Genomic DNA, 25040 nt, shown 5'->3' with positions numbered 1-25040 from the left:
AGAGGGCATTCAGATGAGAGCAAAAGAAGAAGACAGCTACACCGAGCTGTCTCCTTTTGGCACCACCGTGCTATCCTCTTTTTTGATCAAACTCCAAATCCGCTGCATGAGGGATGGCGTATTCTCCTCTTGAAACAGTTCATCTTCGTCCTCGTCACCATAGAGTTTAATGCTCATCACCAGTCCAATACAGGCCATGTTAATTAGCAAAGACGTTCCGCCATAACTGATAAATGGTAGCGTAATGCCCGTCAGTGGCATGAGACCGAGGAATGCTCCTATATTTTCAAACACCTGATAGAGAAACATACCGATAATCCCTACAATGATAATAGGCCCGGCCCGTTCTTTGCACCCCAGCGCAATCAGGACCATCCGATGGATGAGGATAAAATATAACAGAAGTAATAGTGATGCTCCTACAAAACCGAATTCCTCCGCAACCACGACAAAGATTGAATCCGAGTATGTATAAGGTACACGTCCACTTTGGACTGAGGTTCCTTCCAGAAATCCTTTGCCCATGATTCCACCTGATCCGATGGCGAGTCCTGCATTTTTGGTATGCCACATGGCTTTCGCTGTTGCTTTTTCGGGAACAAGCCACGGATCGATCCGTTCAGCCCAGTGCTCACGTTTGATCTTTTCTAGAAAGGTAAACACCTCATCATGGTAGAACGTATATGCTTTGATAAACCCAACAAAGACCGAACCTATAATAACTAGCCCGATTAACGCATGTTTCATTTTGATATTACCGATCCACAAAACCGCCACCAAAATCACTACATATCCCAGCGCATTCCCCAAGTCATTCTGGGCCATCACGAGTGCGAAGGGGATAAACGTCCAGCATCCAATGGGTACAACATCTCTCCAGAACCCTAACGCATCCCGCTTTCGCCTTACTATTAAATGAGCAAGAAACAAAATGAGAATCATTTTGAAGAGTTCGGCAGGTTGAAACGAAATGCTCTCGGTGATCTTCAGCCATCCATTTGCGTTATTAACCGTACTTCCAAGTACATTGGCTAAGACTAGAAAAACAATGCCGATGCCGTTTAAGAGAAACGCGTATCTCAAATATAACTTGTAATTGACCAAACTAATTCCGAATAAAGCGATAAATCCAGCCACATAGAAATACATGGTTTTGACATGATGATTCGTTAAGCTGGGATCAACACGTGTACCACTATAAATAGCAACTGCACTGATGATCATGAATAACAACAACACAAAAAGAATGACACCATCCAGCTTTTTTACCGTTCTCCACATGATGTTTGAAAATCCCCCTAGTTCACACATCTTTTTCCCAATAATGATCAATAATTCCATTGTACCTCAGTGAATGGGAGAATGGAATTCCGGATGGCTCATGTGAATGAAACAAAAAAACCTTGGAACCGATCTCTCCAGGCAGTGCCGGAAACATCAGTCCCAAGGTTTTTATGAATGGTTTTAACAATATATTTATGGTACGAACTTGCATATAAGTCTCACTGAAAAGTGACAGGCATTCATCCTCAATGTAAGGATTACTCCTGCTGCACAGGTTTACGTCTGAACAGCCTCATCACCAGTTCCGTAATGCTCGGTTGCTCTGCCGACCCCAGAATATCTTCGTTTTCTTCAGTGTGTACTTTGATGCTCATAACAATGCCCATACTAATCATGTTCAGTATAAGCGATGTTCCTCCTGAACTGATAAAAGGCAGTGTAATTCCTGTCAGCGGCATCAAACCAATAAACGGACCGATGTTAACAAAGATCTGGTACAGCAGCATCGCAATAATACCTACGATAAGGTACGGGCCTGCCCGGTCTTTACATTCCAGCGCAATGAGCACGAGCCTGTGGATCAGAATGAAGTACAACAGGAGCAATATCGACGCCCCAATAAAGCCGAATTCTTCTGCAATTTGCACAAAGATCGAGTCCGCATACGCCAGCGGCACACGATTGGATTGGATCGTCGTGCCCTCCAAATACCCCTTGCCCGTGATTCCGCCAGAGCCGATAGCGAGCTTCGCATTATAGGTCTGCCACAGTACGTCTCTGGACGTCTGCTCCGGTACAAGCCAAGGATCGAAACGATCTGCCCAGTGTGAACGTCCTATGTCATTTAGGAACTTGACGATCTCGTCATGGTAATGAATATATGCCTGGGTGCCCCCGATAAATGCAGCCACGGCAATGACAAAACCGATCAGTGCATGAGCAAACTTGATGTTACCGATCCAGAGCAGACCAAGCAGGATAATCACATAGCTTAGTGCGTTCCCCAAGTCATTCTGGAGTAATACTAACAGTAGAGGTGGCAGCACACAGAGGGAGACCGGGATGACATCCCGCCCGAAATACAGGGTCCTGTTTCGCTTGCGTGCAAGCAACGCTGAAAGAAATACAATCAAACATAGCTTGAACAGCTCGGCAGGCTGCAAACTGACTCCGAAGATCGAGAGCCAGCCTTTGGCACCGTAGTATTCCTGACCAATAAACATGACCAGAAGCAGTAGCAGCATACCTACGCCGTAGATATATAAATAGTTTTTAATAATGAATTTGTAGTTGATCATCGACATTCCGAAGAAAACGATGAAGCCCAGAATATAAAAGATCACTGCACTTCGTGTTAGTCCTTCCAGCTTCGGACGACCAAACGTGGTGCTATAAATAGATAAAAGGCTGATGACCATCAAAATCACCAGAATAAAAACGATGGAGTAGTCGATCTTTTTGAATTTATGCAGCATGTAGTTATGTTCCCCCAAGCATTCAGAAAATCTTCGGCATACCCCATTGTAGAGCATTTTACGGCAAAAAGGAAACTGAAGTTACCTTACATTTTTGTCACTCATGTCTAGATTCGAACCCCCAGAACATGTCGCTCGATGCCTGCGAGGTCTGGAACGATGATAATCTCCGGCCAACACCCCGCCGATTCCAAGAGCGCTGCCACGTCCCGAGCCTGACCCATGCCCAGCTCGAATCCGATAATCTGCGGCGGCGCAGGCAGCAACTTCAACTGCTCTAGCATGATGCGGTACGGGGCAAGCCCGTCCGGACCGCCATCCAGTGCGAGGCGCGGCTCATGATCGCGCACCTCCTGCTGCAACCCGGCGATATCGTCCGCCGGGATGTAAGGCGGGTTGGACACCAGGATGTCCAACCGTTCCCCAGCGAACGGAGCCAGCAAATCGCCTTCACGGAAGTCGATCTGTACGCCGTTCGCGGCCGCGTTGCGCGCGGCCACTTGCAGGGCATCCGCCGAGAGATCCCCGGCGGCCACCTGCCACTGCGGGCGAAGCGAAGCCATCGTCACCGCGATGGCACCGCTGCCCGTGCCAATATCGACGGCGCGCACTGTGTCGCCACCGCCCACAAACACGCGGTCCGCTTCGCGCAGCACAGCCTCGACCAGCAGCTCCGTCTCCGGCCGCGGGATCAACACGGCCGGTGTGACCTCGAACGGCAGCCCGTAAAATTCCTGGCTACCGATAATATACTGCGCCGGCTCACCCTCAGCCTTGCGCGTGATGGCGTCTTCCCAGCGGCTGCGCAGCTCGCTGGGGAACGGCTCCGGCTGCATCATGTAGTACTGGGCGCCATAGACGCCCAGCACATGCTCCAGCAGCAGCCGGGCATTGTTATGCGGCTCGTACACGCCACACTTCTCCAAAAAAGAGGAAGCCTCGACGAAGGCTTCCCGGCAACTCTGCTCCGGCGTCATAACAAACTGCGCGCGCGTCACAGATTATTCTCCTCTTTCCATCATTTCCGTCTGCTCCGCAATCGTCAGTGCAGACAGAATATCTTCGATCTCTCCGTTCATCACCTGATCCAGCTTGTGCACCGTAAGACCAATGCGGTGATCAGTAACACGGCTTTGCGGGAAATTGTACGTGCGAATCCGCTCACTACGGTCACCTGTTCCCACTTTGCTTTTACGTTCCACAGAGATTTTCGCTTCTTCTTCCATACGTTTCATATCGAAGATACGTGTGCGCAGAACCTGCAACGCCTTATCCTTGTTGGAGTTCTGAGATTTTCCATCCTGACATGTGGCTACGATGCCCGTTGGAATATGCGTTACCCGTACTGCTGACTTCGTCGTGTTAACCGATTGTCCACCGGCACCGCTGGAACAGAACGTATCTACACGAATGTCTTTATCGTGAATTTCAATATCAAAATCTTCTGCCTCCGGCATCACTGCAACGGTTGAAGTGGAGGTATGAATCCGTCCGCCGGATTCCGTTGTCGGAATACGTTGTACGCGGTGTGCACCACTCTCGTATTTCATTTTGCTGTACGCGCCGCGTCCGTTGATCATGAACACAACCTCTTTAAAACCACCGAGGTCATTCGTATTCACATCCATCAGTTCCACTTTCCAGCCCTGTGCATCTGCATAACGGGTATACATCCGATACAGATCGGCTGCAAACAATGCCGCTTCATCTCCACCAGCCGCACCGCGAATTTCAACAATAACGTTTTTATCGTCATTCGGGTCCTTAGGAAGCATGAGTACACGAATCCGTTCATCCAGTTCTTTCTGGCGTGCAGACAGCTCTTCGATCTCCATCTTCACCATCTCACGCATCTCATCGTCCAGCTTCTCGCCCTGCATTTCCTTGGCCGCTTCCAGATCTTCGCTGACTTGTTTGTACTCATTATATGCATCATATGTCGGCTGAAGATCGGATTGCTCCTTAGAATATTCACGCAGCTTTTTGTTATCGCTAGCTACATCCGGGTCACACAAAAGCTCGCTCAGCTTGTCATAACGATCGGCTAGCGCCTGCAATTTATCCAACATGTATAGTCACCTCACGTTTTATTTTTTTCATGCACATGTGCATTTCCACTTATACTAATTTCACATGCACCATTCGTACTACCGATCTATAGTTCTAAATTCTACAATACACAGGATTCTTCCCTGAATCCCCTGACCGCAGCCTGTCATTCACAGTGTTATATATGATCGACGTATAAACTCGCTACAACGTCATCAAATCCTTTACTTTTAGAGTAATATAAAAAATCGCTATATCTAGAAGACCCACGTTTTATCTCATCGGTTAGAAACGATAAAATTCATGGGTATACGACTCTTAATTATAGCATATTCTTATACTTCTGAATAGCAACAGTTCACGGAGTAAATATTAGCAAGCAGTGGATCATATCGAACCTTTCGGAACTTTTTCTCCAATGTTGCCACCTCCTTCAAGGGTACTTCTTTCCTTTTATTATATCCATCACGAGTAAACAATCCAGTGAAAACGTCGTCATAGTCATCTCCGCATCTGTAATCCTTTTACTCCCGGATCATATAGGACACCAAAAAAGCACTATTCTCTACAGTAGAGAACAGTGCTGTTCTAGTCTAAAAAATGATTTTTCGGTTCAGATAGCAATCTGGTGATCTATAAGGTTTCACCTTGTGCCGCAGTAACCCTGTCCGATTTGGATTGCAACTTATTTTTCTATTACACGTTGAAACGGAAGTGCATCACGTCGCCGTCATTCACCACGTATTCCTTACCTTCCAGGCGCAGTTGACCGCGCTCTTTGGCACCGTTCATGGAACCTGCTGCTACGAGGTCTTCGTAGGAAACAACCTCAGCACGGATAAATCCACGTTCGAAGTCCGTGTGAATGACACCCGCTGCGCCAGGCGCTTTTGTTCCTTTGCGGATCGTCCATGCACGAACTTCTTGTACACCAGCTGTAAAGTATGTGTACAGGCCGAGCAATTTGTAAGCTGCTTTAATGAGCAAGTTCAGACCAGATTCCTGAATCCCCAGCTCTTCGAGGAACATCTGTTTATCTTCGCCTTCCAGCTCGGAGATTTCTTCCTCCACTTTCGCACTGATTGGCACCACTTCTGCGTTTTCAGCAGCAGCGAACTCTCTTACTTTTTGTACATATGCGTTGTTTGCTACATCACCAATTTCGTCCTCAGCTACGTTCGCAGCATACAAAACAGGCTTCAGCGTGAGCAAGTGCAGATCACGTACGATCAAGCGCTCTTCGTCCGACAACTCCATGCTACGTGCAGGCATGTCTTCGTAAAGAACCGCTTTGACTTTCTCCAATACTTCCACTTCTTGAGCAGCCGTTTTGTTGCCGCCCTTCATATTTTTCTTGGAGCGCTCGATTTTTTTCTCTACACTCTCGATATCGGCCAGAATCAACTCCAGGTTGATCGTCTGAATATCGCTGATCGGATCGATTTTGCCATCTACGTGAGTAATATTCTCATCGACGAAGCAACGTACCACGTGTACAATCGCATCTACTTCACGGATGTGGGCAAGGAACTTGTTACCCAGACCTTCACCTTTGGAAGCTCCGCGCACCAGACCTGCGATGTCTACGAATTCAAATGCCGTTGGTACTGTTTTTTTCGGTTCAACCAGTTCTGTCAATTTGTCCAAACGCTCATCCGGTACTTCAACGATCCCCACGTTCGGGTCAATCGTACAAAACGGATAGTTCGCGGACTCGGCACCTGCCTGTGTAATTGCGTTAAACAATGTAGATTTACCAACGTTCGGCAGACCTACGATCCCAGCTTTCAAAGCCATGTATATGACAACTCCTCATTCATTACTTGTTCGGTATGGATAATCCTAACCATTATATATGACAGACCCCCAAGGCATCAAGGAACTTCGCTGATTCATCCCCAGTCATTCCATTCTGCAAACCTCTGGTTCCTGCTAATCTTGCAATTCTTTGTACATCGTCAAGTCTGTCACTTCATAACCCATTTTGCGGTATAAGCTGCTCGCCCGCACATTATGTCCAAACACATGCAGACCAATGCGGTCTGCCCCAAGACTTCTCGCACACTGTTCAAGCGCCTCCATCGTTTCGGTCCCATAACCTTTTCCACGAAATGCTTCTTCTACTACGATATCCAGCAAAAAGGCTTCCTTGCCCCGGCGATTCTCTGAAACATTAAACCAGATGTACCCGACAATACCGTCCAACGGATGCTCCAGATTGTAGACGTATGCCCCTGGCGTCTCTATGCCTTGCGGCAGATAACGCTCATATGATTCCTCTGCCCGTTCTAACGCCTCCTCCGGCGCCCACGTGCCTGCTTCTACTTTTTCCTGTGCAAAATCTGCAATAGAGCGGCTGCGAAAACTCGCAAACTGCTCCACAGTCATTGGGGATAGTTCCATGTCGTCTCCTCCTCATTTGGGTGTACTAACTTAGGTGTGAATGTTGCGATGACTCACCGTATTGTACCCTGTTCGTTGAATATGCACTGTAAAATAAATGCAACTGCACAAACTTTTGCATGCATTTCTGCGTTTATACCTTTATGCGAATTCCACTCAAGTTAGAAAGGACGGTTCTCTCATGTATACCAGGCCCCGTCGTCCCCTTTTCAAAATAAAACTAACGATTGCTCTTGTTCTGTTCCTTGGGCTGGGTACCCTGGCTGTGATGAGCTTTCTAAATGCCATCGATCCTTTCCGCAGTCTTAGAATTACCATTGACAATCAATCAGATTATGACATCACCCAGATTCAAGCTGGCGCATTAACCGGTGAAAGTTCACTCACAGACACAGCTTCAGCAGGCAAAAAAGAGGAGTTAGGCTTGCTCTATACGTTGAACAAGGATATACCCCGCGGCCAAACATTAAAATTTGCTCCGCAGTTGAGTATCAGAGGTGAAGGTTCTGTTTACGTCACCTTTAGGGACAGCCAAGGCAAAGCCTATACGAAAACCGCTTGTGGATATACCGAATCGCTGTCAGGCACTTCTCACATCACTATAACCAACGAAAATGTCATCGTGAAGGAAAACTGTATGTAGGTTGTATGATTCTCTTTTGACACATCTACTTATGTTAAAATATAAGGGCGAGCGACCGGCCAAAGTTTCTCGCCCCGAGGTCGATGGATTACTCCATCGGCTTCAACCTTTTAACATGATTGTACTGATTAATAAGTTCATCGAGTACCATCGACTGGTGGATAACCTTAGGGTGAACAAGCTCGCCGTACTCCGTTTTTAATTGATGGAGTTTCTCCCTCGCTTCCTCAATACACAGTTTGAGTTCGTCACGATTCATAACACCCCTCCCTGCTGTACCATTTTAGAACATCCTGCTAATTAACAGAAATTCAAATAAACCCCAACAGAGGAAATAGCAAAAAACACCCTTATCCGAAACACCTTCTTAAACAACGCTGTAAAGATTGTCTGTCGAAGGAATTTCAAATATAAGGATGCTTCAGGGTAAAGCAGACGAACCTCTTTCCCACCAATTGGTCTAGCATTTTGTCTATACACCCATCAGGATACTGACTTCTAACCCTAACTTTTTTTATAATTTGACTGCTCTTGACTGTATAGTCTCTGAATCTTCTCAATAAGCTGTTCTGCACTTGGCTTATCTCCCCGTCCAGTTACACAGTACTGCAGATCATCAAACAGTCCCAAACAATCCAGAAGACCATCTTTATTCATGTTTTCTATCGCAAATTCCATACCTCTACGAATGTAATCTACGCCTTTGTCATAATCGTTATTTCTCAAATAGTACGTGCCTAGTCCTGCCAACAAAATACCATATTGATCATTGGTGTATTGCTTGCTCACCTTTCCAATGCGACTGCTCTGTTCCTCGTAAACGAGATGAGACCGGTACTGTTCAAGAACGGCATCAATATTGAAATTATATCGATTCGCTGCGGTCACAATTGCACAAAGTGCAGGAAATATCTCTTTTTTTCGGTCCGAGATGTACTTTAAATAATCTTGAATCAAATCGGTCTCACCTGACAACAATCTAAAATAGTAATAATTCCCTTCTGACCAATCCTGAAACTGAAGAATCACCATCTTTTCCTCTTCGGTAGGATCTTTGATCCAGCTATAGTCAGCGTATTTAGCTACATACTGAAGCGTTTCTTCATACTTCCCATACTGATAACTGACCTCGGAAAGAGCAAGATACGAATACAAGGCATAAAATATAATCTTCTTTTTGGTTTTAATCTCAACTTGTCTCAATGTTTTCTTGGCATCATATTGGACGAATGCTTTGATCTGTAACTGGTCAGCAAATTGTTTCACTTTGTCCCAGCGACGCAAAGATGCATACACATTGATCAGGTCATTCAGTGCATCGAATTGATACTGCTCATCCAGACGTTCTACAAATAGTTCAAATCGTGTGGCTAAAGTAAGATTATTCACCTGGTCATTAGATAGTCCTATCGAAAACAGACGGTACTGGCTTAGAGCCAGACGTTCCGAATGCTGCAGTTTCTCACTTTCAGCAACACAGCTGTACAATGGTTTACATGCCTCCAGCTTCCCTTCGTCATATAACTGTTCAGCCAATTCAAATAATAGAGGTACGTAAGAAAGGTTATCCACCACATCGTTCACGGCTATCTCCATGTATGCGGTATGACCTAGCTCTGCACAACGATACAGAAATGGCCTGAGCCTTCTCCAATCTAAGTTTGAGCCTACTAAATATTCGTTTATGTATAAATCATATAAATGTCCCTCAGGTAAGCCCATCCCAGCGGTAATACGATCCAGCTGATTCAAACCGATCGGACGATTTCCTTTCAACGTCCCACTTAATGTCCCGGAATTCACACCTGAAATTTCTGAGAAGCGATTAATGGTCATCCTATTCCTTTTTAAATACCGTTCTAAATGGTCACGAATTGTGGCTTGTTCGTTCAAAAGGACACCGCCTTCCCAAGAAATAAAGCTCGATCAATGAAATCATACAATATTTTAGTAATAAGCATCAATATTTTACTATTATATACAAAACAAAACCTACCCATTAATTGAGTAGGTTTGATGAAAAAAAAGAATTTTAGTATGTTCAATATTTCTATCGTTTAATCCACCAGGCGCTGATTCAACTGCACCTCTCCTACCGCCGCTCCACCAAACGCTCTGTCTGCTTCACACTTGCAACACTGCCTGCGCCGATGCCAAACATGACGGTTCTCAGCTCAAACTCGACCTGCTCTAACCGATCCGACAGCGCTTCGTCGGAAGTGACTGCGGATTCGAGCAGCGAGCGGCCAAAGCCTGCAAGGTCGGCACCTAACGCGAGCGCTTTGGCGGCGTCCACACCGGTGTACAGTCCACCGCTACCAATCAGCGCCCCATCGGGGTTCAATGCGCGTACATCCTGGATGCATTCCGCTGTTGGGATGCCCCAGTCGGCAAAGGCCTCCGCCGCCGCTCGGCGTACCGGATTGTTGTTGCGGTACTTCTCTACCTGCACCCAGCTTGTACCGCCAGCGCCAGCTACATCGATGAATGATACACCTGCTTCATACAGCCGCTGCGCTGTCACGCCATCGATGCCAAAGCCAACTTCCTTAACGCCGACAGGCACCTCCAGCTCACGGCACAATTTCTCAATCCGCTGATACAGACCGCTGAAGTTCGTATTACCTTCCGGCTGAAATACTTCCTGCAGCGTGTTCAGATGCAGTACGAGCAGATCCGCGCCGGCGATCTCCACGGCACGTTGGAAATCAGCCGTGCTGAAGCCATAGTTCAGCTGAACCGCGCCCAGGTTCGCGATGACCGGGATGTCCGGTGCCCAGCGGCGGACATCAAATGTGCTCGCGAGTTCCGGCTGCTCCACTGCAGCCCGGATCGAGCCCACCCCGAGCGCCCAGCCTCGGGCGTTCGCCACCCGTGCCAGTCGCTCATTGATGGCGCCTGTCGTTTTGCTTCCACCCGTCATCGAACTGATAAGCAGGGGTGTGCGCATTGTTTTGCCAAGGAACGAAGTGTCTAGACGCACCTCTTCAAAATCCAGCTCCGGGAGCGGGTGATGCCGAAACGCATATTTCTCCAGTCCGCTCGTTATGCCTTCTCCTGCCACATTCTCCTCCAGACAGAGGCGCACATGCTCCAGCTTCCGTTCTCCCGTAGCCACCTCGGGTAGCAACCGTCTCCCGGCTCGCTCTTGTTCGTTCATGATGAGACCTCCTACGTGAGAATGATGTGCAGGGTAGGCTCGCCTGCGTATTTCCTATCCGCTCCCTACCCTATTATGAGTTGCTCCGTACCTCATGTTTCTATGTAAATGCGGTGTAATGGACTAATCGCGATCATTCATCATTCTAGCCATTCACACATACAACATAAATCATTCAATGTCTTTAACCGCTCAACTTATTCATTCGACTTATAGACAAGTCATAACTGAATGTGTCCCATCCGTGCACCATCACTGGACAACTCTATCCAGTATACCGTTCCTCTCCACCTAATGAAAGAATGCCCCAAGACCCAATGATCTTCATAATAACCTCATTGGAGTCTCGGAGCACCTATTTACTTCTCCAGCTCCGACGCAAGCTGCTCACCCACAAGCTGACCGGACAGCGTAACAATCGGGGTTCCACCGCCAGGATGGGTTGTGCCGCCAACGTACCAGAGTCCCTGAACGTCTTGACTCTGATTGCCTGGACGCATGAAGGTCTGTTTCACCGAGTTGGATGAGATGCCATAGATCGACCCTTGATGAGCGAGCGTGTCCCGTTCGATATGTTGGGGTGTATAACGAATAAGTACATCCGATTGTTTCAAGCCACCAATGCCGCGTGCCTCCAATTGTTCCAGTACCCGTTCTCCATAACGACTCTGCTGCTCCTCCCAGTTCCACGCATCCGACAAATACGGGGCATTCACCAGAATGAACAGATTGCTAGCTCCCGCAGGAGCCATACCTGCTTCTGAATAACCCGAGTAACAGATGTAGATCGTTGGATCGGCAGGCATCTTGCGGTCACGGAAAATGTCATCAAACTCCGGTTCATATTGCTCCGGGAAAAAGACGGTATGGTGCAGCAGCTGATCATAGTGTCTGCGTACTCCAGCCAAGGTAACGAAGCCTGATATCGACGGTTCATATTTTGCAATCCGTGAATCACTCATGCGTTTCCGATGCTCCGGCGCGAGCAGCAGACGATTGACACTGAGCACATCTCCGTTAGCCACGACCTGCGCCGCTTGCATGAATCCCTGATCTGTATCCACGCCCGCCACTTTGCCTTGGCGAACTACGATCTGGTGCACCTCTACCCCCGTCTGGATTCGTACCCCTTTTTCCTGTGCAAGCCGGGTCATGCCTTCAATAAGCTGATACGTTCCACCTTTGACCCCGTAGATGCCCACTTCTGCTTCTACATGGCCCATCATGGCAAATATGGAGGGAGACAGATACGGTGATGATCCCACATAGGTGGCATACCGTCCGAACATCGCGAGGGTATGCGGGTGATCGAAATACCTGCGCAGCAACTTATCTAGTTTGACTGTAGGCCGCACCCGAAGCAGACTGCGCAGCATTTGGAGATTGTATTTATCCGAGGGGTTCAGCAGCAGCTTGCCAAGAAAATGGCGATTGGCCTCCGCATACAGCGCAGCAGATTCATCCATAAACGCATCATAACGAGATGCATCCTGCGGACTGTATGCTGCAATCTGCTCTTTCATCCAGACGCGGTTCCTCGACAGATCGACCACGGTACCATCAGCAAATATATTACGTGTGCGAGGCTCCAGCTCATACAACTGCACATAGTTCTCCATCACCGCACCTGCATGATCAAACACGGAGCGAAACGCATCCGGCATCGTAATTGTGCTCGGACCGCGGTCAAAATGGTATCCACCCTGCTCAATCTGTTGCAATTTGCCACCCACATGCTCCTGCCGCTCCAGAACGGTCACACGCAAACCAGCAGTGGCTAGACGGATCGCACAGGACAAACCACCAAAGCCAGCCCCAATGATGATGACATCCTGTTTCAAGCTTCCGCTTGAAGCTTTCGCTTTCTCTGTGGCTTTATCTGCCTCTGTGCCTTCACCTTTACCATACCCTTGTCCATCCAGCATCAGCTATACCGCCTGCCTTTCCATACGTATCCTTTACCGAATCGCCCCGCTTGCCATGACGCGAGTCCAATAGCAATAACACATGCCATGCTGATCGGTTGAAAAAGAGCAAGCCACCACGGCTGACCTCCGACATGATCGGATACTCGTTTTACAGCCATACCCAGCAACGTCCCCATGAAACCATACAGCATGAAGGTGTCATTACCCGTTAGTAGCCCGGCAACCAGACCTAGCGGCGGTACAATATACAGGATGAAGTACATCAACATGGTTCCAACCAACAGTCCGTCTCTCCGTCCCATGCCTTCGTACATGTTTTTCTTATACCCGTTCCATACCTCTGCACCGTTCTGATACATCCGCGTACTCGTCACATCATGTACATCTGCCAGCATCACGGGATGACCGGCACGTTTCACCGCTTTGGCAAGACTCATGTCGTCCACCAGATGCCCTTGAATTGCCGCATGTCCTCCAGATGCTTCATAACTTGTTCGATGAACAAGCAAAAAAGCCCCCGTAGCGGTGACAAACATCGGACTGGATGACCTGCGTATCATAAAAATAGGCAGATGACTGATGATCGTAAACATCATCATAGGTACAACCAGCTTCTCCATCCAGGTCTTCGCGACCTGATACGGGAAGCCGGTCACCAGACCGCCGCCTTGCGAGCACCCGGCAGCAAGAGTCTGTCGTATGGCATCCGGCTTCACGCGAACATCTGCATCCACGAACATAAACCAGTCCCCTTGTGCTTCCTGCACCAATCGGTGGCAGGCATGAGATTTACCCATCCAGCCTTCTGGCAGATCGGTACCATGCAGCAACCGCACACGAGAATCACGTGCAGCTATGGCCTGAACCAAGGCAGCCGTCTCATCTTCAGAACGGTCGTCCAGCACCAGCACTTCCATGCGGAACCCTTCCGTGTTGCTGGCAAGCACACTTTCCAGGCAATCTTCAATATGTATTCGTTCATTTCTTGCTGGAATGAGCACCGAAACAAGCTGATCGGGCGGCACGATGTTACCTTTACCGAATGAGCGTACTCTAGGCAGACAAGCCGCATTCCACATCGCAAACAGCCATTGCACAAGCAGCCCTCCAACCAGACACATCCACAGCCATTCAGATGTATTCACACTCCCACTCATGTTACCGGTTCACCCGCTTTCGTGCCTGATCATATTTTTCACTGGTGGAACGCGCGCCGCGAATCAGGGGCCATGCATCCGGCAAGCTTCCCTGCCCGAGCCGAATCAGCTCTGCCCGATGTTCATCCAGTTGCTGTTCCAGCACCTGCCCCAACTGCTGAGCAATCTCTTCACTCCTCAACGCTTTCCAATCTTGTACAACAGGCGGCCCCGCCTGCATAGAAATTTCCGGCAGATCATGCTGAACCATGCCATGACATAGCGTAACCGGTACGGCAATGGTCTGCGGAGAACGGCGAAGAACTAATCCAATGCCAGGACGAAACTGAATCGGCCGAGCCTCCTGATGCAGAATTTCACCTTGCGGGAAAATCCAGACCCTTTTGCCAGCAGCCAGCAGTTCACTAGAATATTGTAAGGATGTCCGCACACCAGAGGCACTGTCCTTGTTGATCGAGTAGGCTCCGAGTTTGCGAAAAAAAGCATATTGCCGAAGCTGTCGCTCCTCCATCATCACATAATGATCCCCGCGTGAAGTTTGCTTCGCTGCATGGTAGAGCAACAGACCATCCCACCACGAGCTGTGGTTCATGAAATAAACGACGGGCTGATCTGGTGCCATGGGCAGCATCTTACCTCCGCCATTACCATCCATCATCTTCGGATCAAGTGAGCCTGAGAGTGTGAACGAACGAAAACGCCTGCGCAGAAGATAATAATGATTGTACAGGGAGAATACGCGTTCAAACGCTTTGGATTTTACGGCGCGGATCACACAGCCAGCTCCCCTCCGCAAGCAGCACACCCACAATAGCAATGATGAAGCTGCCCGTGATGCCTTCTTTTAGCGCAAGCAGGCCAAACAGAAGAATAAAGAGCTGGTACAGCCATTTCGCCCGGAGCAAAGAACGTCGATCCTTCGGCATCGCAGGTAAAAAGAGAGACAGAAACGCTCCCATAATGAACCAGCTGATATAGTTGGTCCACGGAACACCGTAGAACCCGCCTGGCGCCTGCCATTCCCAGAACCCTCTTGCATGAGCAACCGGATCAAGCACGAAATCCAGTACAATCGCCCAGAATCCCGTCTTGAGTGCACGTACAAGCTTCCCTCCCCAAGTCGATCCACCGCCACTAATCAGGGCCGAGTTACCAACAACGGCAATCCATGCGAATCCAAGTGTCACTGGAACGCTAAAGAGATGAATACCGAAAAAGTCGGAATAAGCATACTCGCCAAAAGGCCAGTGTGTATGTACACCGATCCATTCCACACCCATGCCCCCTAGCCAGATGATGAACGACGATATCCAGAGACCGGGACGCAACCATTTGACTGACTGGTCGGACAGGTCAGATCGGTGATGTTGCTGATATATCAGGTCAAGCACATAAAGCGCGTAAAATATAAGAAAAAATCCATTCGAAAAAGATAACACCTCTGGGACGCCGATGGTAAGCATCAAGGTAGCACCAATGGCGTACCAAATCCAGTACACCCACTGAACCATCAGGATACCGCCATTCGGGAAGCTTGATAGGCGAGCATCGGATAACGTTTCACAATTGCACCCAGCATCTCCAGTTTCGATTCATCGCTGACATATGCACGTTGCGTATATACATCATAGTTGTTACGCTCCACCGCATTCAGAATGTTCGAGTAGAAAGCAGCCGCAAGCTCAATGGCAAACGCACTCTCCTCGGGGTATGTATCCAGACGATCCATACCAATGCGGAACCAATTCAGCGCTGCATCCTTCAAATCATGGATAATGGCAATAAATCGATCATCCACAACGCCGTCTTTCCAATCCTGTTCGGAGTATCCGTGTTTCTCCATGATCTCCAGCGGCACATAGCGACGCATTCTTGCACGGTCCTCGCCGATGTCACGAATGATGTTTACGATTTGCATACCTTTACCCAGTGCAATCCCGTTCATGGCTACTTCTGCGCCATTATCGTTACGGAGCACAGGCAGCAACATCTCCCCTACCGTACCAGCAACCAGATAACAATAATGTTCCAGTTGTTCCATCGTTGTGTAGTGTGTCACTTCAAGATCCGTTAATTGTCCTTCCATCTGACGAAAAAAAGGGCCTTTGTCCAGATGAGGAAAGCTGCTAAACAGCCATCTCAGTGCTGGCCAGATGAAATGTCCCTCCGCTTCTTCCAAGCGTTCAAACAAATCATGAATTTCATGAATCGTATATGTTGATTGCTCTGGTTCGTCCATACTATCATCTATCATCCGGCAAAAAGCATAGATTACATATACAGCCTCACGGCGCGGACTTGGCAGCCCTTTGAATGCCTGATAAAAAGACGAGGAACCTTTTTGCATCAACTCTTCACATCTACTCAAAATCGCTTCATTCATTTCCCCATCTCCTTCATGAGTTGATTGACCGCCATCCTTGCGCCTTGCATGACGATGGGTACTCCGCCTCCTGGATGCACCGATGCTCCGGCGGCGTATAACCCTTGTATCTTCGGAAACGGCTTGGGCTGCGGTCGATACACTCCTGATTGAAACAGGACAGGTGCGATGCCGAAGCTTCCTCCGCAGTAAAGACCATCACGTGCTGCGTCAGCAGGTGTGCGTACCTTTTTCCACTCTATGGCTGCCCGAAGTCCAGGGAATCCTCGCTGCTCTGCCTCCTCCAGCACACGTTCCGCCAGTGTCTCGCTCTCTTGTTCCCAGTGCAAGCCTTCCGCATCCGGTACCGGGATGAGAAAATACAATACACTTTGTCCGGGAGGTGCAGCTGTTTCGTCTACCGCAACCGGATTAAAGACGTAAAATGAAGACTTCACCGGAATCTGGCGCTGGTTGAATACTTCACGTAAACTACCATCCAGACTTGGCGGCAGGAAGAATTGATGCGTTGTGGCATCTTCCCATCTTTTGTCGACTCCGGTGTAGATCAGCACACAACCCGATGACGGACGATACGGTTTGCGTTTGACAGGAGCTTCTGGCACTTGGTTCATCAGCCCACTTAAGTGTGGAAAATCCCCGTTATAGATTACAGCATCGAACTGTTCTATGCCTTCAGCTGTTTCGATCCCTTGGCATATCCCGTTGCGGATCGTTAGTCCGGTCACTTCGGTCTCCAGCTTGATCTTACCGCCACGTGAGAGCAACTCCTGCTCCAGAATAGCAGGCAAAGCCGCATAACCGCCCTTCACCATCCAGATGCCATATTCGTGCTCGGCATAAGGAAGCAAAGAATAAATGCCCGGCGTACCAAAGGGGGATCCACCGATATACAAACTTTGCAACGAATAAGCGTCTAGTAACTCTTCATGTTCAAAATAATCCCCTACAGCTTTCCGCACACTCTTGTGTGCACGCAACCTGCCCATGAGTGACATGAGTGACGGGGTGAAAAAATCCCTTTTGCGCGGAAACATCTGCTCCAGGAATGCTGCCCGTCCTGCGGGGAACAACGTATCCATATCTTTCATAAATCTGGTGAAGCTCCGGCCTTCTCCTGGGAACAAACGCTCTATCTCTGTTGCCTGCTCCTCCCGGTCTGTTTTCTTCGACATGACACGTTCGCTGTGATAATGCACGCGATATAACGGGTCACAGCGCAGCAGTTCGACCTTGGAACGATCTACACCAGCCTCTTCCAGAATGCCTAGCAACATCTCCGGCAGAAGCACAATCGTGGGCCCCTGATCAATTCGGTAATCGCCTTCCTGTTCAAAAGCAATCCGCCCCCCTACACGAGAGCCTCGTTCATACACCGTAACATCCCATCCCTGACGGTTCAGCAGCAGAGCTGAAGTAAGTCCTCCGATCCCTGCGCCGACAATACCTACCCGCTTCATGAGTGCCCTCCTGCTTCCACTGTCTTCACATAAGAAGATGGCTTGGTACGCTTTCTTGCATCCTCTTCCTGAATTAGTCTGACACTGATGCGTGCTGATTCAAAAATGGTCGGCAAACCGCTGCCCGGATGTGTCCCTCCGCCTACCAACCAGACCCGTTCCAATTCCTCAAATTGATTGTGCGGTCTGAGATACATCATCTGACCCAAGTTATGAGCCATGTTGAACGTTGCCCCGTGGTAGACATCCAGCTCATTCTGCCAATCCAGCGGGGTAAACATCATGCATTCTTCAATCCGGCCGCGGATATCAGCCAGCTCTGGAATAGCTTCAAGCCGCTTCAACATCGTTTCCTGAACCTTCGCCCGTTCAGCCTCCCAGTCAATGTCTCCCGTAAGGTTTGGAGTAGGCATCAGCACATAAAGTGCAGATTTCCCTGCAGGTGCGAGTGTCGAATCGAGTCTGGATGGGTTATGAACATATAGAGATGGATCTGCGGATAATATTTTGTGCTTCGTAATCTCATCGACGTTCACCCGGTAGTCTTCGGGAAAATAGATCGAGTGATGTGGCAGATCGAATTCCCCATCTACACCGAGATACAACATCGCTGTGGAGCAGGAATACTTTTTGCGTTTCATCTTCTCAGGGGTGTACTTCTTCAGTACACCAGGTTCAAACAAATGGTTCACTGCATGAGCAAAATCGGCGTTGACCACGACATGGTCAGCTTCAATTCGCTCTCCATTTTCAAGCAGTAGACCCTCAGCCCGACCATTCCGAACAATTACCTGTTTCACAGGTGTACTTGTGTGAATTCGTCCGCCATATTCTTCAACGACATCAGCCATGGCCTGGAAAATACGATTCACGCCGCCAACGGGGTGAAACAGTCCATACTGGTGCTCGATAAACGATAATATCGTAAAGGTTCCCGGACAGTCCCATGCGGACATCCCCAGATACTTGGATTGGAATGTAAATGCCCAGCGCAGACGTTCATCGGTGAAATAACGGGAAAGGATGCCGTAAACCGTGTTATTGATATCGAGTTTGGGCAGTGCCGTAATCGCATCTTTCCGCAGATAATCGGTGAGCTTACCAAACGGACGACGGAGCAGTGGCATGACTTTGCCAAACTTCACTTCCTCGTCTCGCATATACCGCAGGTAATTCTCTTCATTACCAGGAAACAGTTCCTTGATCTGTGCTGCTGTATCTTCTCGATTACGTGAAGGCGTGAATACCTTGTCTCCAAAATTCAAAGCGTACAGCGGGGTCAGTTCTTTCATATCTACATAATCCGACAGCTTGCGTCCGACCACATCAAACATCTCTTCAATTAACTGAGGCATCATCAAAAAAGTAGCCCCGCGGTCAAACTTGTATTCACCAAGCTCCAGACGGGCAGAGCGTCCTCCAATAGCCGGCTGTTTCTCATACACATCCACTTCATATCCCTGACCGGACAGTAACATGGCTGCTGCAAGTCCTCCTGGACCTGCGCCAATAACGGCTGCACGTTTTCGTTGTTGATTCGGTATCATGCCACTCACCTTTCTATGTAAGGAATATCTCCAGTTCTCAATCCCCTAAACTATTATTAAACCGCATTGAAACACTTTAAGCGGATAAATCGAAAAACATTATACAAATGCAATACAAATGTTATACAACAAGTAAAACATAAAATGACCGACGGGTCAAATTAATTGTCACTTTATAACTTATTTTCTGATCGATCTAGGAATCGCCCCTATCCAATCATACATACACTAGGTCAATCACCCCCCCGTAACCCTTTTATTTTGAATCAAAAAGACATCCTTTGATCTTCACTTAAAGGATGTCTTTTATATAAAACTATTATCTTGGCTACAAATTATGCTGGAATGCAGACTACTCACTGCCTCGTTCCTGACGATCGATGATCGGTAAAGTACTCCCGCTCAAACCATGACTGCCAATCTGACGAATCTTCCGGCATAATCCACTCTGGGTAACGAGCATTCTTGGCGCGTTCGAACCCTTTACCACCAAGAACAAAACGAATATGAGGGAACTCGTCCCGAATTTTGCTGATTAACTGATCACAAGTGTTTACAAGTCCAGAATTGGTTACCGATAGACAGACCAGTTTGATTTTCTGTTCACGAAGGATTGGAAAAACACCTTCTTCAGGCGTATTAGCTCCGAGATAAAGCACCTCAGCTCCGTTTTTGCGCATAAATAGTGAGAATAATAATAGACCAACCTGATGATGCTCCCCTTCCGGACAGAGAGCCAGAACTTTTGGAAGATGCGGATAGATCGGGAACAGATGGAAAAACTGATAAAATCGCTGTGAGATTAACTGTGTCATGAAGTGCTCCTGCGCTACTGTTGCGCGCCCCTCTTCCCATGCATCTCCAACCCGAACCAGAATCGGCACGAGCACATGGTAGAACATGCTGTCATAACCGTACATGGTGAATCCAAAGTCAATCAAGCCATTCGCACGCTCACCTTGAAAATGATAGAGGGAGTCGTAGATCTGATCAGCCATCTGAGTATAAGCTTCTTCCACCACAGGTACCGTTGGAGCCATCGGCACAGGCGAGGCAGTGTCATGCACATTTTCTTTTCTAATCTTCAACATACGCACTGCCTCAGAGATATTGGTCTGATGATCATCGATCTGTTCTTTCAACCAGCGCAAATCCGCAACATTCTCTTCCGTGTACATGCGATAACCCGATTCTGTCCGCTCAGGGGTCACTGCATTATACCGATTTTCCCAAGCCCGGAGCGTGACCGCCTGAATGCCCAGCATAGTAGCGACTTGTTTAATGGAATACACGTGATTACCTACTTTCTCTCCGTAAACGTTCTACAAAAATAATACATTGATTATACATTACACCTCTGTACCTGTCGATTCAAGCATTTCCAGAACTGCCCGCCCAGCTAATCATGCACAATCAAAGCAGTCTTTGCGTCAACATTGCAACACATGTGGTAATAAACGTCAGCAAGCATCGAAGGAGGGAACCACGTTGGTATCATTACGTCACCATAACTCTGACCGCACATCTTCTCGCAGCAAATTCCCATACATACGAACAGCAGTTGTACTTCTGATCTTCTGGCTCATCGCCGTGATGCTCTATCAGACCTATAAACCGCTGCCACCGGGTATTTCCTATGAAAGCCCGGAATACAGGGTGCAGAACGTCCAGTTCCTACATGATCTCACCTATCCTTCTTCCGATGGACAAATGCAACACGAGCAGCAGATTTTCCAGCGGATGCTTCAGGTCGTGGAAGATGCCGAGCAATTTATCCTGGTTGACATGTTTTTGTTCAACAACTACCAGCATAAGGGGCAACAGTTTCCACCTGTCAGTCAGGAGTTTACCGATGCGCTCATAGCCAAAAAAATGAAACAACCTGATATCGACATCTGGTTCATTACCGACGAAATAAACACCAACTATAACTCCGCCCCGAATCCGTTGCTGGAACAGATGAAACAGGCCAATATTCATGTCGTCATCACGAATGATGATCCACTGCGCGATTCGACACCGGTGTATTCAGCAGTCTGGCGCACATTTTTCCAGTGGTTCGGTCAGTCCGGAAAAGGCTGGATTCCTAACCTGATGGCGACAGATGGGCCGGATGTTACCCTGAGATCCTATCTGAAGTTGTTAAATGTGAAAGCGAATCACCGCAAGGTGGTTGCTAGCGAAAAAAAAGCCATCGTGTCATCAGGCAACATTCATGATCCTAGTGCCTATCATTCGAACGTTGGATTTGAGTTTACGGGCCCGATCATTGGGGATATCCTGAAATCGGAACAAGCTGTTGTGGATATATCCGGCGGAGGTCGGCTCCCCGTTTATACCGAATCTTCCCAGTCCTCCCCTTCAGAGGATACGAATAACGATGATGGACCTATTCGCCTTCGATATGTGACCGAAGGCAAAGTCAATGATGCCCTGCTGAATGACCTTCGACAGGCGGGCCAAGGGGATACGATATGGATGGGGATGTTCTACCTCGCTTCGCCTAAGGTGCTGGAGGCGTTGCTGGAGGCCTCTGAGCGAGGAACCGACATCCGGCTTGTGCTTGATCCTAATGAGAATGCATTTGGTCAGGAGAAGATCGGTATCCCGAATCGTCCTGTCGCGGCTGAACTGCATGATAAATCGAACGGCAAAATTAAGATTAGGTGGTACAACACCACCAAAGAGCAATACCATACCAAGATGATGTATATCGCCAAAGCTACCGGGGATCATGTGGTTCTGGGCGGCTCCACCAACTTCACTCCACGTAATCTCAATGATTACAATCTGGAGAATAATGTGTGGGTCGCAGCTCCGGCAGACAATCCGTTTACGATTGACGTTGCGAATTATTTCAAGCGTATTTGGACGAATGAAGATGCGGAATTCACATTGGATCTGGAAGAGTTCCAGGAGAAGACCACATTTTTAAAAGGCATACTGTATAAGCTACAGTTAATTCTTGGCTTTACTACCTTCTGATCGGCACATTGATTTTTGTTCCACTACATCAACATATCCATTAACCTGATACATCCGCTTGCACACGTAAAGTGCCGCGGATGTATCTTTGTTCTTGACATATGAAGTAAATCGTGAAAAGATATCACCTAACGACCGTTAGGAAGGTGAGTTGGATGACTGCTGATTCAATTCGGAATGCGGCCCTGTTTCATTTTGCAAAAGACGGCTATGAAGGGGCTTCTTTAAGAGCGATAGCTGATGAAGTTGGGATCAAGAAACCATCTATATATGCACACTTCAGTGGCAAAGAAGATTTGTTTATGCACACGCTGGTTCATGCTTTTCACGAAGTGCAGCGGCACACATTGGAATATTTTCGCGATCATGCCCACCTACCACTGGAAGAGCGTCTTCAAGGGCTTTTGGCTTGGTTTGAGCAGGAGTACCAAGATCACGCCTCTGCCAGACTCATGCTCCGCAATTGTTATTATCCGCCGCCTGAGCTGTACAGTCAGGTGATGGATTTAGTGTATCCATTTCTGGACGGCATGGAGCGTGCATTGACCAGACTGTTGCAGCGAGCCATTCGCGAAGGCGATGTTCCACCTGTTCCTGCCGAGCAGGTTGCCATTGCTTTTATGACATTTCTCGATGGCATTACGGTTGAAATTATCTATGGAAGCTCACGCAGGTATAAGAGGCGAATGGATGCTGCCTGGCCTGTGTTTTGGAATGGTATTCACAGCTTGAATGAAAAGGCACACCCTATTGTGCCAGAAGGAGATTAAGCATCATGAACCGAAATTGGTTATACGTTTTTGCTGGAGGCATTATCGAGATTGTCTGGGTCAGTGGCCTGAAACATTCTTCGAATGCTTGGGAATGGATAGGTACAGGAATCGCCATTATCATCAGCTTTGGTTTGATTATTGCTGCTGCCAAACGACTGCCTGTAGGTACGGTCTACGCCGTGTTTACAGGTATCGGCACAGCCGGTACAGTTTTGACCGAAATGCTGCTGTTTGGTGAGCCGTTCCGTTTAGCTAAAATGCTGTTGATTGGACTATTGCTCTGCGGTGTTATTGGATTGAAGCTCGTTACAGATCAGCAGGAAAATCAGGATACCCCAGTTAAAGGAGGTGCCGTCTAATGGCTTGGCTCGCGATTGTAGGTGCAGGAATCTGTGAAATTTTCGGGGTTATTGGCATTAACGGGGCTTCGACTCGCAAGGGGTGGCCTTATATTGTTCTGATGGTGGTATCGTTTGCAGTCAGCTTTTCACTGTTATCCTATGCCATGACTTCCATTCCTATGGGTACAGCCTATGCGGTCTGGACAGGAATTGGTACGGTGGGCAGTACGGTGACAGGAATGCTTCTGTTTGGTGAACGAAAAGAAGCGAAGCGGCTGTTATTTATCGCCATGATTCTGGTGGCAGCCGTGGGACTGAAGATCATTACGTAATAAAAATGAGGGCTCTCAGCTTACAGAAAGGCGACTTCAATGTGGAAGTCGTCTTTTTTATTTTCCCATTTACCTGCCATTTGTATTTCGTTACTCATATCGTTTATACTTAGCTTGACTATCAAGTCAATTCAAGAACTCATGAGTTCCCAGCGAGGTGAACGTACTCTTAATGAACCCGATTCATGGGATGAACGAAAAAAGAAAACTGGTCATCGTTACAGCGCTTAAGCTGTTCTCAGCCAAAGGCAGCGCTGCTACCTCCATGCAGGAAATTGCCGAGTTATGCGGGATGTCCAAAGGTAGCTTGTATCTGATGTTCAAATCCAAAGAAGAGCTGGAAGCCAGCACTCTGGAGTACTGCGTGTACATTCTTATGGACAAAATGTCTCAGATCGAGCATGAAAATGGCCTGACCTCCAGAGAACGGCTACATAAACAGTTTGAGGCGCTCCTGAAACACGTTTCGGAACTGAAAGAATTTCTACGCGTCCAACTGCGCAGCATGATGGAGGATGAGTCACAGCGCAATGAGCAACGCACACCTCAGCAGAGAGATATTGAAATTCGTACGTTGCATTGGTTCAAAAAGAAACTAGAGGATCTTTACGGCCCAGAGATTGAACCCTATACGATAGATCTCATCTTGATGACACATGGGCTCCTTCTGTCTTATGTCAAAATATGGTTTACCGAGATGCCTAACCTTACAGTTAGTAAGATGGCTACCAACCTCCTGCAAACGATGGATTATACAGCACAGGGCTGTCTCAAACATCGACCCGTACCTTTGATTCCACTGGAACAATGGCCTGCCTGGATATCAGATCCTCAGCTGGATACAGCCATGCTGCGACACCCCGCCCATATTTTGAAACAGATGCAGGAGATCGCCTCTCGTGAATTACCTTCCGGCCAGACAAGAAATGATGTACTCGAGACCATTGCCATACTAAGGCAGGAGATTATGGAATTTTCACCAAGACGCGCAATTATTCTCGGTATGATGCGAAACCTGGAGGATATACCCCTCCTTGAACCTTTGCACTCCGAGCTTCAGCACATTATGGATACCATTCACAATCGGTTTATCCAAGCTGACTCATCACACACATAAACA

Annotated in this window: 23 protein-coding genes; 6 read left to right on the top strand and 17 right to left on the bottom strand. The window is 48.1% G+C overall.

What is annotated here, in order from left to right; all coding sequences use genetic code 11:
* Nucleotides 1-36: 36 nt before the first annotated feature.
* The 6 genes from PQG66_RS15415 to PQG66_RS15390 all read right to left on the bottom strand — a co-directional run bounded on the left by PQG66_RS15415 (nt 37) and on the right by PQG66_RS15390 (nt 7211).
* The gene (locus PQG66_RS15415; protein ID WP_272038608.1) at nt 37-1281 is read right to left on the bottom strand and encodes an FtsW/RodA/SpoVE family cell cycle protein; all 1245 of its coding nucleotides are present in this window, start codon (nt 1279-1281) and stop codon (nt 37-39) included.
* 260 nt (nt 1282-1541) lie between these two features.
* Complete coding sequence (locus tag PQG66_RS15410; protein WP_272038607.1) at nt 1542-2759, bottom strand: FtsW/RodA/SpoVE family cell cycle protein; 1218 nt, start codon at nt 2757-2759, stop codon at nt 1542-1544.
* Between the two features lie 107 nt (nt 2760-2866).
* The gene (gene prmC, locus PQG66_RS15405) at nt 2867-3736 is read right to left on the bottom strand and encodes a peptide chain release factor N(5)-glutamine methyltransferase (RefSeq protein WP_272038741.1); all 870 of its coding nucleotides are present in this window, start codon (nt 3734-3736) and stop codon (nt 2867-2869) included.
* Nucleotides 3737-3760: 24 nt separating this feature from the next.
* Nucleotides 3761-4828 (bottom strand): peptide chain release factor 1, encoded by a 1068-nt coding sequence (prfA, locus tag PQG66_RS15400; RefSeq protein WP_272038606.1) that lies wholly within the window; start codon nt 4826-4828, stop codon nt 3761-3763.
* A 676-nt stretch (nt 4829-5504) separates the two neighbouring features.
* Nucleotides 5505-6605, bottom strand: coding sequence for a redox-regulated ATPase YchF (gene ychF / locus PQG66_RS15395; RefSeq protein ID WP_216518906.1), 1101 nt, complete (start codon nt 6603-6605; stop codon nt 5505-5507).
* 135 nt (nt 6606-6740) lie between these two features.
* The gene (locus tag PQG66_RS15390; RefSeq protein WP_272038605.1) at nt 6741-7211 is read right to left on the bottom strand and encodes a GNAT family N-acetyltransferase; all 471 of its coding nucleotides are present in this window, start codon (nt 7209-7211) and stop codon (nt 6741-6743) included.
* Between the two features lie 181 nt (nt 7212-7392).
* On the opposite strand from PQG66_RS15390, the gene PQG66_RS15385 reads away from it, so the two are divergent.
* On the top strand, nt 7393-7854 hold the full coding sequence (locus PQG66_RS15385) for a hypothetical protein (RefSeq protein ID WP_272038604.1): 462 nt from the start codon (nt 7393-7395) through the stop codon (nt 7852-7854).
* 88 nt (nt 7855-7942) lie between these two features.
* Here the strand turns inward: PQG66_RS15385 and PQG66_RS15380 are convergent, their stop codons facing one another.
* From PQG66_RS15380 to PQG66_RS15330, 11 genes are all read right to left on the bottom strand, one after another.
* Nucleotides 7943-8113 carry an aspartyl-phosphate phosphatase Spo0E family protein gene (locus tag PQG66_RS15380; protein ID WP_272038603.1) on the bottom strand — a complete coding sequence of 57 codons (171 nt, stop codon included), beginning with the start codon at nt 8111-8113 and terminating at the stop codon, nt 7943-7945.
* 245 nt (nt 8114-8358) lie between these two features.
* The gene (locus PQG66_RS15375) at nt 8359-9690 is read right to left on the bottom strand and encodes a transcriptional regulator (protein WP_272038602.1); all 1332 of its coding nucleotides are present in this window, start codon (nt 9688-9690) and stop codon (nt 8359-8361) included.
* Between the two features lie 256 nt (nt 9691-9946).
* Nucleotides 9947-11014 (bottom strand): type 2 isopentenyl-diphosphate Delta-isomerase, encoded by a 1068-nt coding sequence (gene fni / locus PQG66_RS15370; RefSeq protein ID WP_272038601.1) that lies wholly within the window; start codon nt 11012-11014, stop codon nt 9947-9949.
* Between the two features lie 359 nt (nt 11015-11373).
* Nucleotides 11374-12939 carry a phytoene desaturase family protein gene (locus PQG66_RS15365; RefSeq protein ID WP_272038600.1) on the bottom strand — a complete coding sequence of 522 codons (1566 nt, stop codon included), beginning with the start codon at nt 12937-12939 and terminating at the stop codon, nt 11374-11376.
* Nucleotides 12939-14099 carry a glycosyltransferase gene (locus tag PQG66_RS15360; RefSeq protein WP_272038599.1) on the bottom strand — a complete coding sequence of 387 codons (1161 nt, stop codon included), beginning with the start codon at nt 14097-14099 and terminating at the stop codon, nt 12939-12941. Before PQG66_RS15360 ends, PQG66_RS15365 begins: the two co-directional genes overlap by 1 nt.
* 1 nt (nt 14100) lies before the next feature.
* Complete coding sequence (locus PQG66_RS15355; RefSeq protein ID WP_272038598.1) at nt 14101-14874, bottom strand: lysophospholipid acyltransferase family protein; 774 nt, start codon at nt 14872-14874, stop codon at nt 14101-14103.
* Nucleotides 14843-15610, bottom strand: a complete 768-nt coding sequence (locus tag PQG66_RS15350; RefSeq protein WP_272038597.1) for a carotenoid biosynthesis protein — start codon at nt 15608-15610, stop codon at nt 14843-14845. The genes PQG66_RS15355 and PQG66_RS15350 overlap by 32 nt, the downstream gene beginning before the upstream one ends.
* Complete coding sequence (locus PQG66_RS15345; protein WP_272038596.1) at nt 15610-16482, bottom strand: phytoene/squalene synthase family protein; 873 nt, start codon at nt 16480-16482, stop codon at nt 15610-15612. Before PQG66_RS15345 ends, PQG66_RS15350 begins: the two co-directional genes overlap by 1 nt.
* Nucleotides 16479-17942: a phytoene desaturase family protein gene (locus PQG66_RS15340; RefSeq protein ID WP_272038595.1), complete on the bottom strand. Its 1464-nt coding sequence runs from the start codon at nt 17940-17942 to the stop codon at nt 16479-16481. The genes PQG66_RS15345 and PQG66_RS15340 overlap by 4 nt, the downstream gene beginning before the upstream one ends.
* Nucleotides 17939-19489 (bottom strand): phytoene desaturase family protein, encoded by a 1551-nt coding sequence (locus PQG66_RS15335; RefSeq protein ID WP_272038594.1) that lies wholly within the window; start codon nt 19487-19489, stop codon nt 17939-17941. Before PQG66_RS15335 ends, PQG66_RS15340 begins: the two co-directional genes overlap by 4 nt.
* A gap of 356 nt (nt 19490-19845) precedes the next feature.
* Entirely contained in the window at nt 19846-20781 is a 936-nt protein-coding gene (locus PQG66_RS15330) for a MerR family transcriptional regulator (RefSeq protein WP_272038593.1), read from the bottom strand.
* 196 nt (nt 20782-20977) lie between these two features.
* Between PQG66_RS15330 and PQG66_RS15325 the strand changes: the two genes are divergently transcribed.
* From PQG66_RS15325 to PQG66_RS15305, 5 genes are all read left to right on the top strand, one after another.
* Nucleotides 20978-22474, top strand: a complete 1497-nt coding sequence (locus tag PQG66_RS15325) for a phospholipase D family protein (RefSeq protein ID WP_272038592.1) — start codon at nt 20978-20980, stop codon at nt 22472-22474.
* Nucleotides 22475-22629: 155 nt separating this feature from the next.
* Entirely contained in the window at nt 22630-23244 is a 615-nt protein-coding gene (locus tag PQG66_RS15320; protein WP_272038591.1) for a TetR/AcrR family transcriptional regulator, read from the top strand.
* A gap of 5 nt (nt 23245-23249) precedes the next feature.
* Nucleotides 23250-23606 (top strand): DMT family transporter, encoded by a 357-nt coding sequence (locus PQG66_RS15315; protein ID WP_272038590.1) that lies wholly within the window; start codon nt 23250-23252, stop codon nt 23604-23606.
* Nucleotides 23606-23920 carry a DMT family transporter gene (locus PQG66_RS15310; RefSeq protein WP_272038589.1) on the top strand — a complete coding sequence of 105 codons (315 nt, stop codon included), beginning with the start codon at nt 23606-23608 and terminating at the stop codon, nt 23918-23920. Before PQG66_RS15315 ends, PQG66_RS15310 begins: the two co-directional genes overlap by 1 nt.
* A 172-nt stretch (nt 23921-24092) precedes the next feature.
* The gene (locus PQG66_RS15305) at nt 24093-25037 is read left to right on the top strand and encodes a TetR/AcrR family transcriptional regulator (RefSeq protein WP_272038588.1); all 945 of its coding nucleotides are present in this window, start codon (nt 24093-24095) and stop codon (nt 25035-25037) included.
* Nucleotides 25038-25040: the final 3 nt, after the last annotated feature.

The organism is Paenibacillus sp. JJ-100, from assembly GCF_948329825.1.
Taxonomy (GTDB): domain Bacteria; phylum Bacillota; class Bacilli; order Paenibacillales; family Paenibacillaceae; genus Paenibacillus.
This window is presented reverse-complemented; position numbering and strand designations above follow the sequence as displayed.

Excerpts from the sequence above, each read along its gene's own strand:
- prmC (WP_272038741.1), bottom strand. The coding sequence starts at position 3,736 with ATGACGCCGGAGCAGAGTTGCCGGGAAGCCTTCGTCGAGGCTTCCTCT.
- PQG66_RS15385 (WP_272038604.1), top strand. The coding sequence starts at position 7,393 with ATGTATACCAGGCCCCGTCGTCCCCTTTTCAAAATAAAACTAACGATT.
- PQG66_RS15315 (WP_272038590.1), top strand. The coding sequence starts at position 23,250 with ATGAACCGAAATTGGTTATACGTTTTTGCTGGAGGCATTATCGAGATT.
- PQG66_RS15390 (WP_272038605.1), bottom strand. The coding sequence starts at position 7,211 with ATGGAACTATCCCCAATGACTGTGGAGCAGTTTGCGAGTTTTCGCAGC.
- PQG66_RS15360 (WP_272038599.1), bottom strand. The coding sequence starts at position 14,099 with ATGAGTGGGAGTGTGAATACATCTGAATGGCTGTGGATGTGTCTGGTT.
- PQG66_RS15365 (WP_272038600.1), bottom strand. The coding sequence starts at position 12,939 with ATGCTGGATGGACAAGGGTATGGTAAAGGTGAAGGCACAGAGGCAGAT.
- PQG66_RS15380 (WP_272038603.1), bottom strand. The coding sequence starts at position 8,113 with ATGAATCGTGACGAACTCAAACTGTGTATTGAGGAAGCGAGGGAGAAA.
- PQG66_RS15305 (WP_272038588.1), top strand. The coding sequence starts at position 24,093 with ATGAACCCGATTCATGGGATGAACGAAAAAAGAAAACTGGTCATCGTT.
- PQG66_RS15350 (WP_272038597.1), bottom strand. The coding sequence starts at position 15,610 with ATGGTTCAGTGGGTGTACTGGATTTGGTACGCCATTGGTGCTACCTTG.
- PQG66_RS15340 (WP_272038595.1), bottom strand. The coding sequence starts at position 17,942 with ATGAAGCGGGTAGGTATTGTCGGCGCAGGGATCGGAGGACTTACTTCA.
- ychF (WP_216518906.1), bottom strand. The coding sequence starts at position 6,605 with ATGGCTTTGAAAGCTGGGATCGTAGGTCTGCCGAACGTTGGTAAATCT.
- PQG66_RS15410 (WP_272038607.1), bottom strand. The coding sequence starts at position 2,759 with ATGCTGCATAAATTCAAAAAGATCGACTACTCCATCGTTTTTATTCTG.
- prfA (WP_272038606.1), bottom strand. The coding sequence starts at position 4,828 with ATGTTGGATAAATTGCAGGCGCTAGCCGATCGTTATGACAAGCTGAGC.
- PQG66_RS15320 (WP_272038591.1), top strand. The coding sequence starts at position 22,630 with ATGACTGCTGATTCAATTCGGAATGCGGCCCTGTTTCATTTTGCAAAA.
- PQG66_RS15345 (WP_272038596.1), bottom strand. The coding sequence starts at position 16,482 with ATGAATGAAGCGATTTTGAGTAGATGTGAAGAGTTGATGCAAAAAGGT.
- PQG66_RS15310 (WP_272038589.1), top strand. The coding sequence starts at position 23,606 with ATGGCTTGGCTCGCGATTGTAGGTGCAGGAATCTGTGAAATTTTCGGG.
- PQG66_RS15415 (WP_272038608.1), bottom strand. The coding sequence starts at position 1,281 with ATGTGGAGAACGGTAAAAAAGCTGGATGGTGTCATTCTTTTTGTGTTG.
- fni (WP_272038601.1), bottom strand. The coding sequence starts at position 11,014 with ATGAACGAACAAGAGCGAGCCGGGAGACGGTTGCTACCCGAGGTGGCT.
- PQG66_RS15335 (WP_272038594.1), bottom strand. The coding sequence starts at position 19,489 with ATGATACCGAATCAACAACGAAAACGTGCAGCCGTTATTGGCGCAGGT.
- PQG66_RS15375 (WP_272038602.1), bottom strand. The coding sequence starts at position 9,690 with ATGACCATTAATCGCTTCTCAGAAATTTCAGGTGTGAATTCCGGGACA.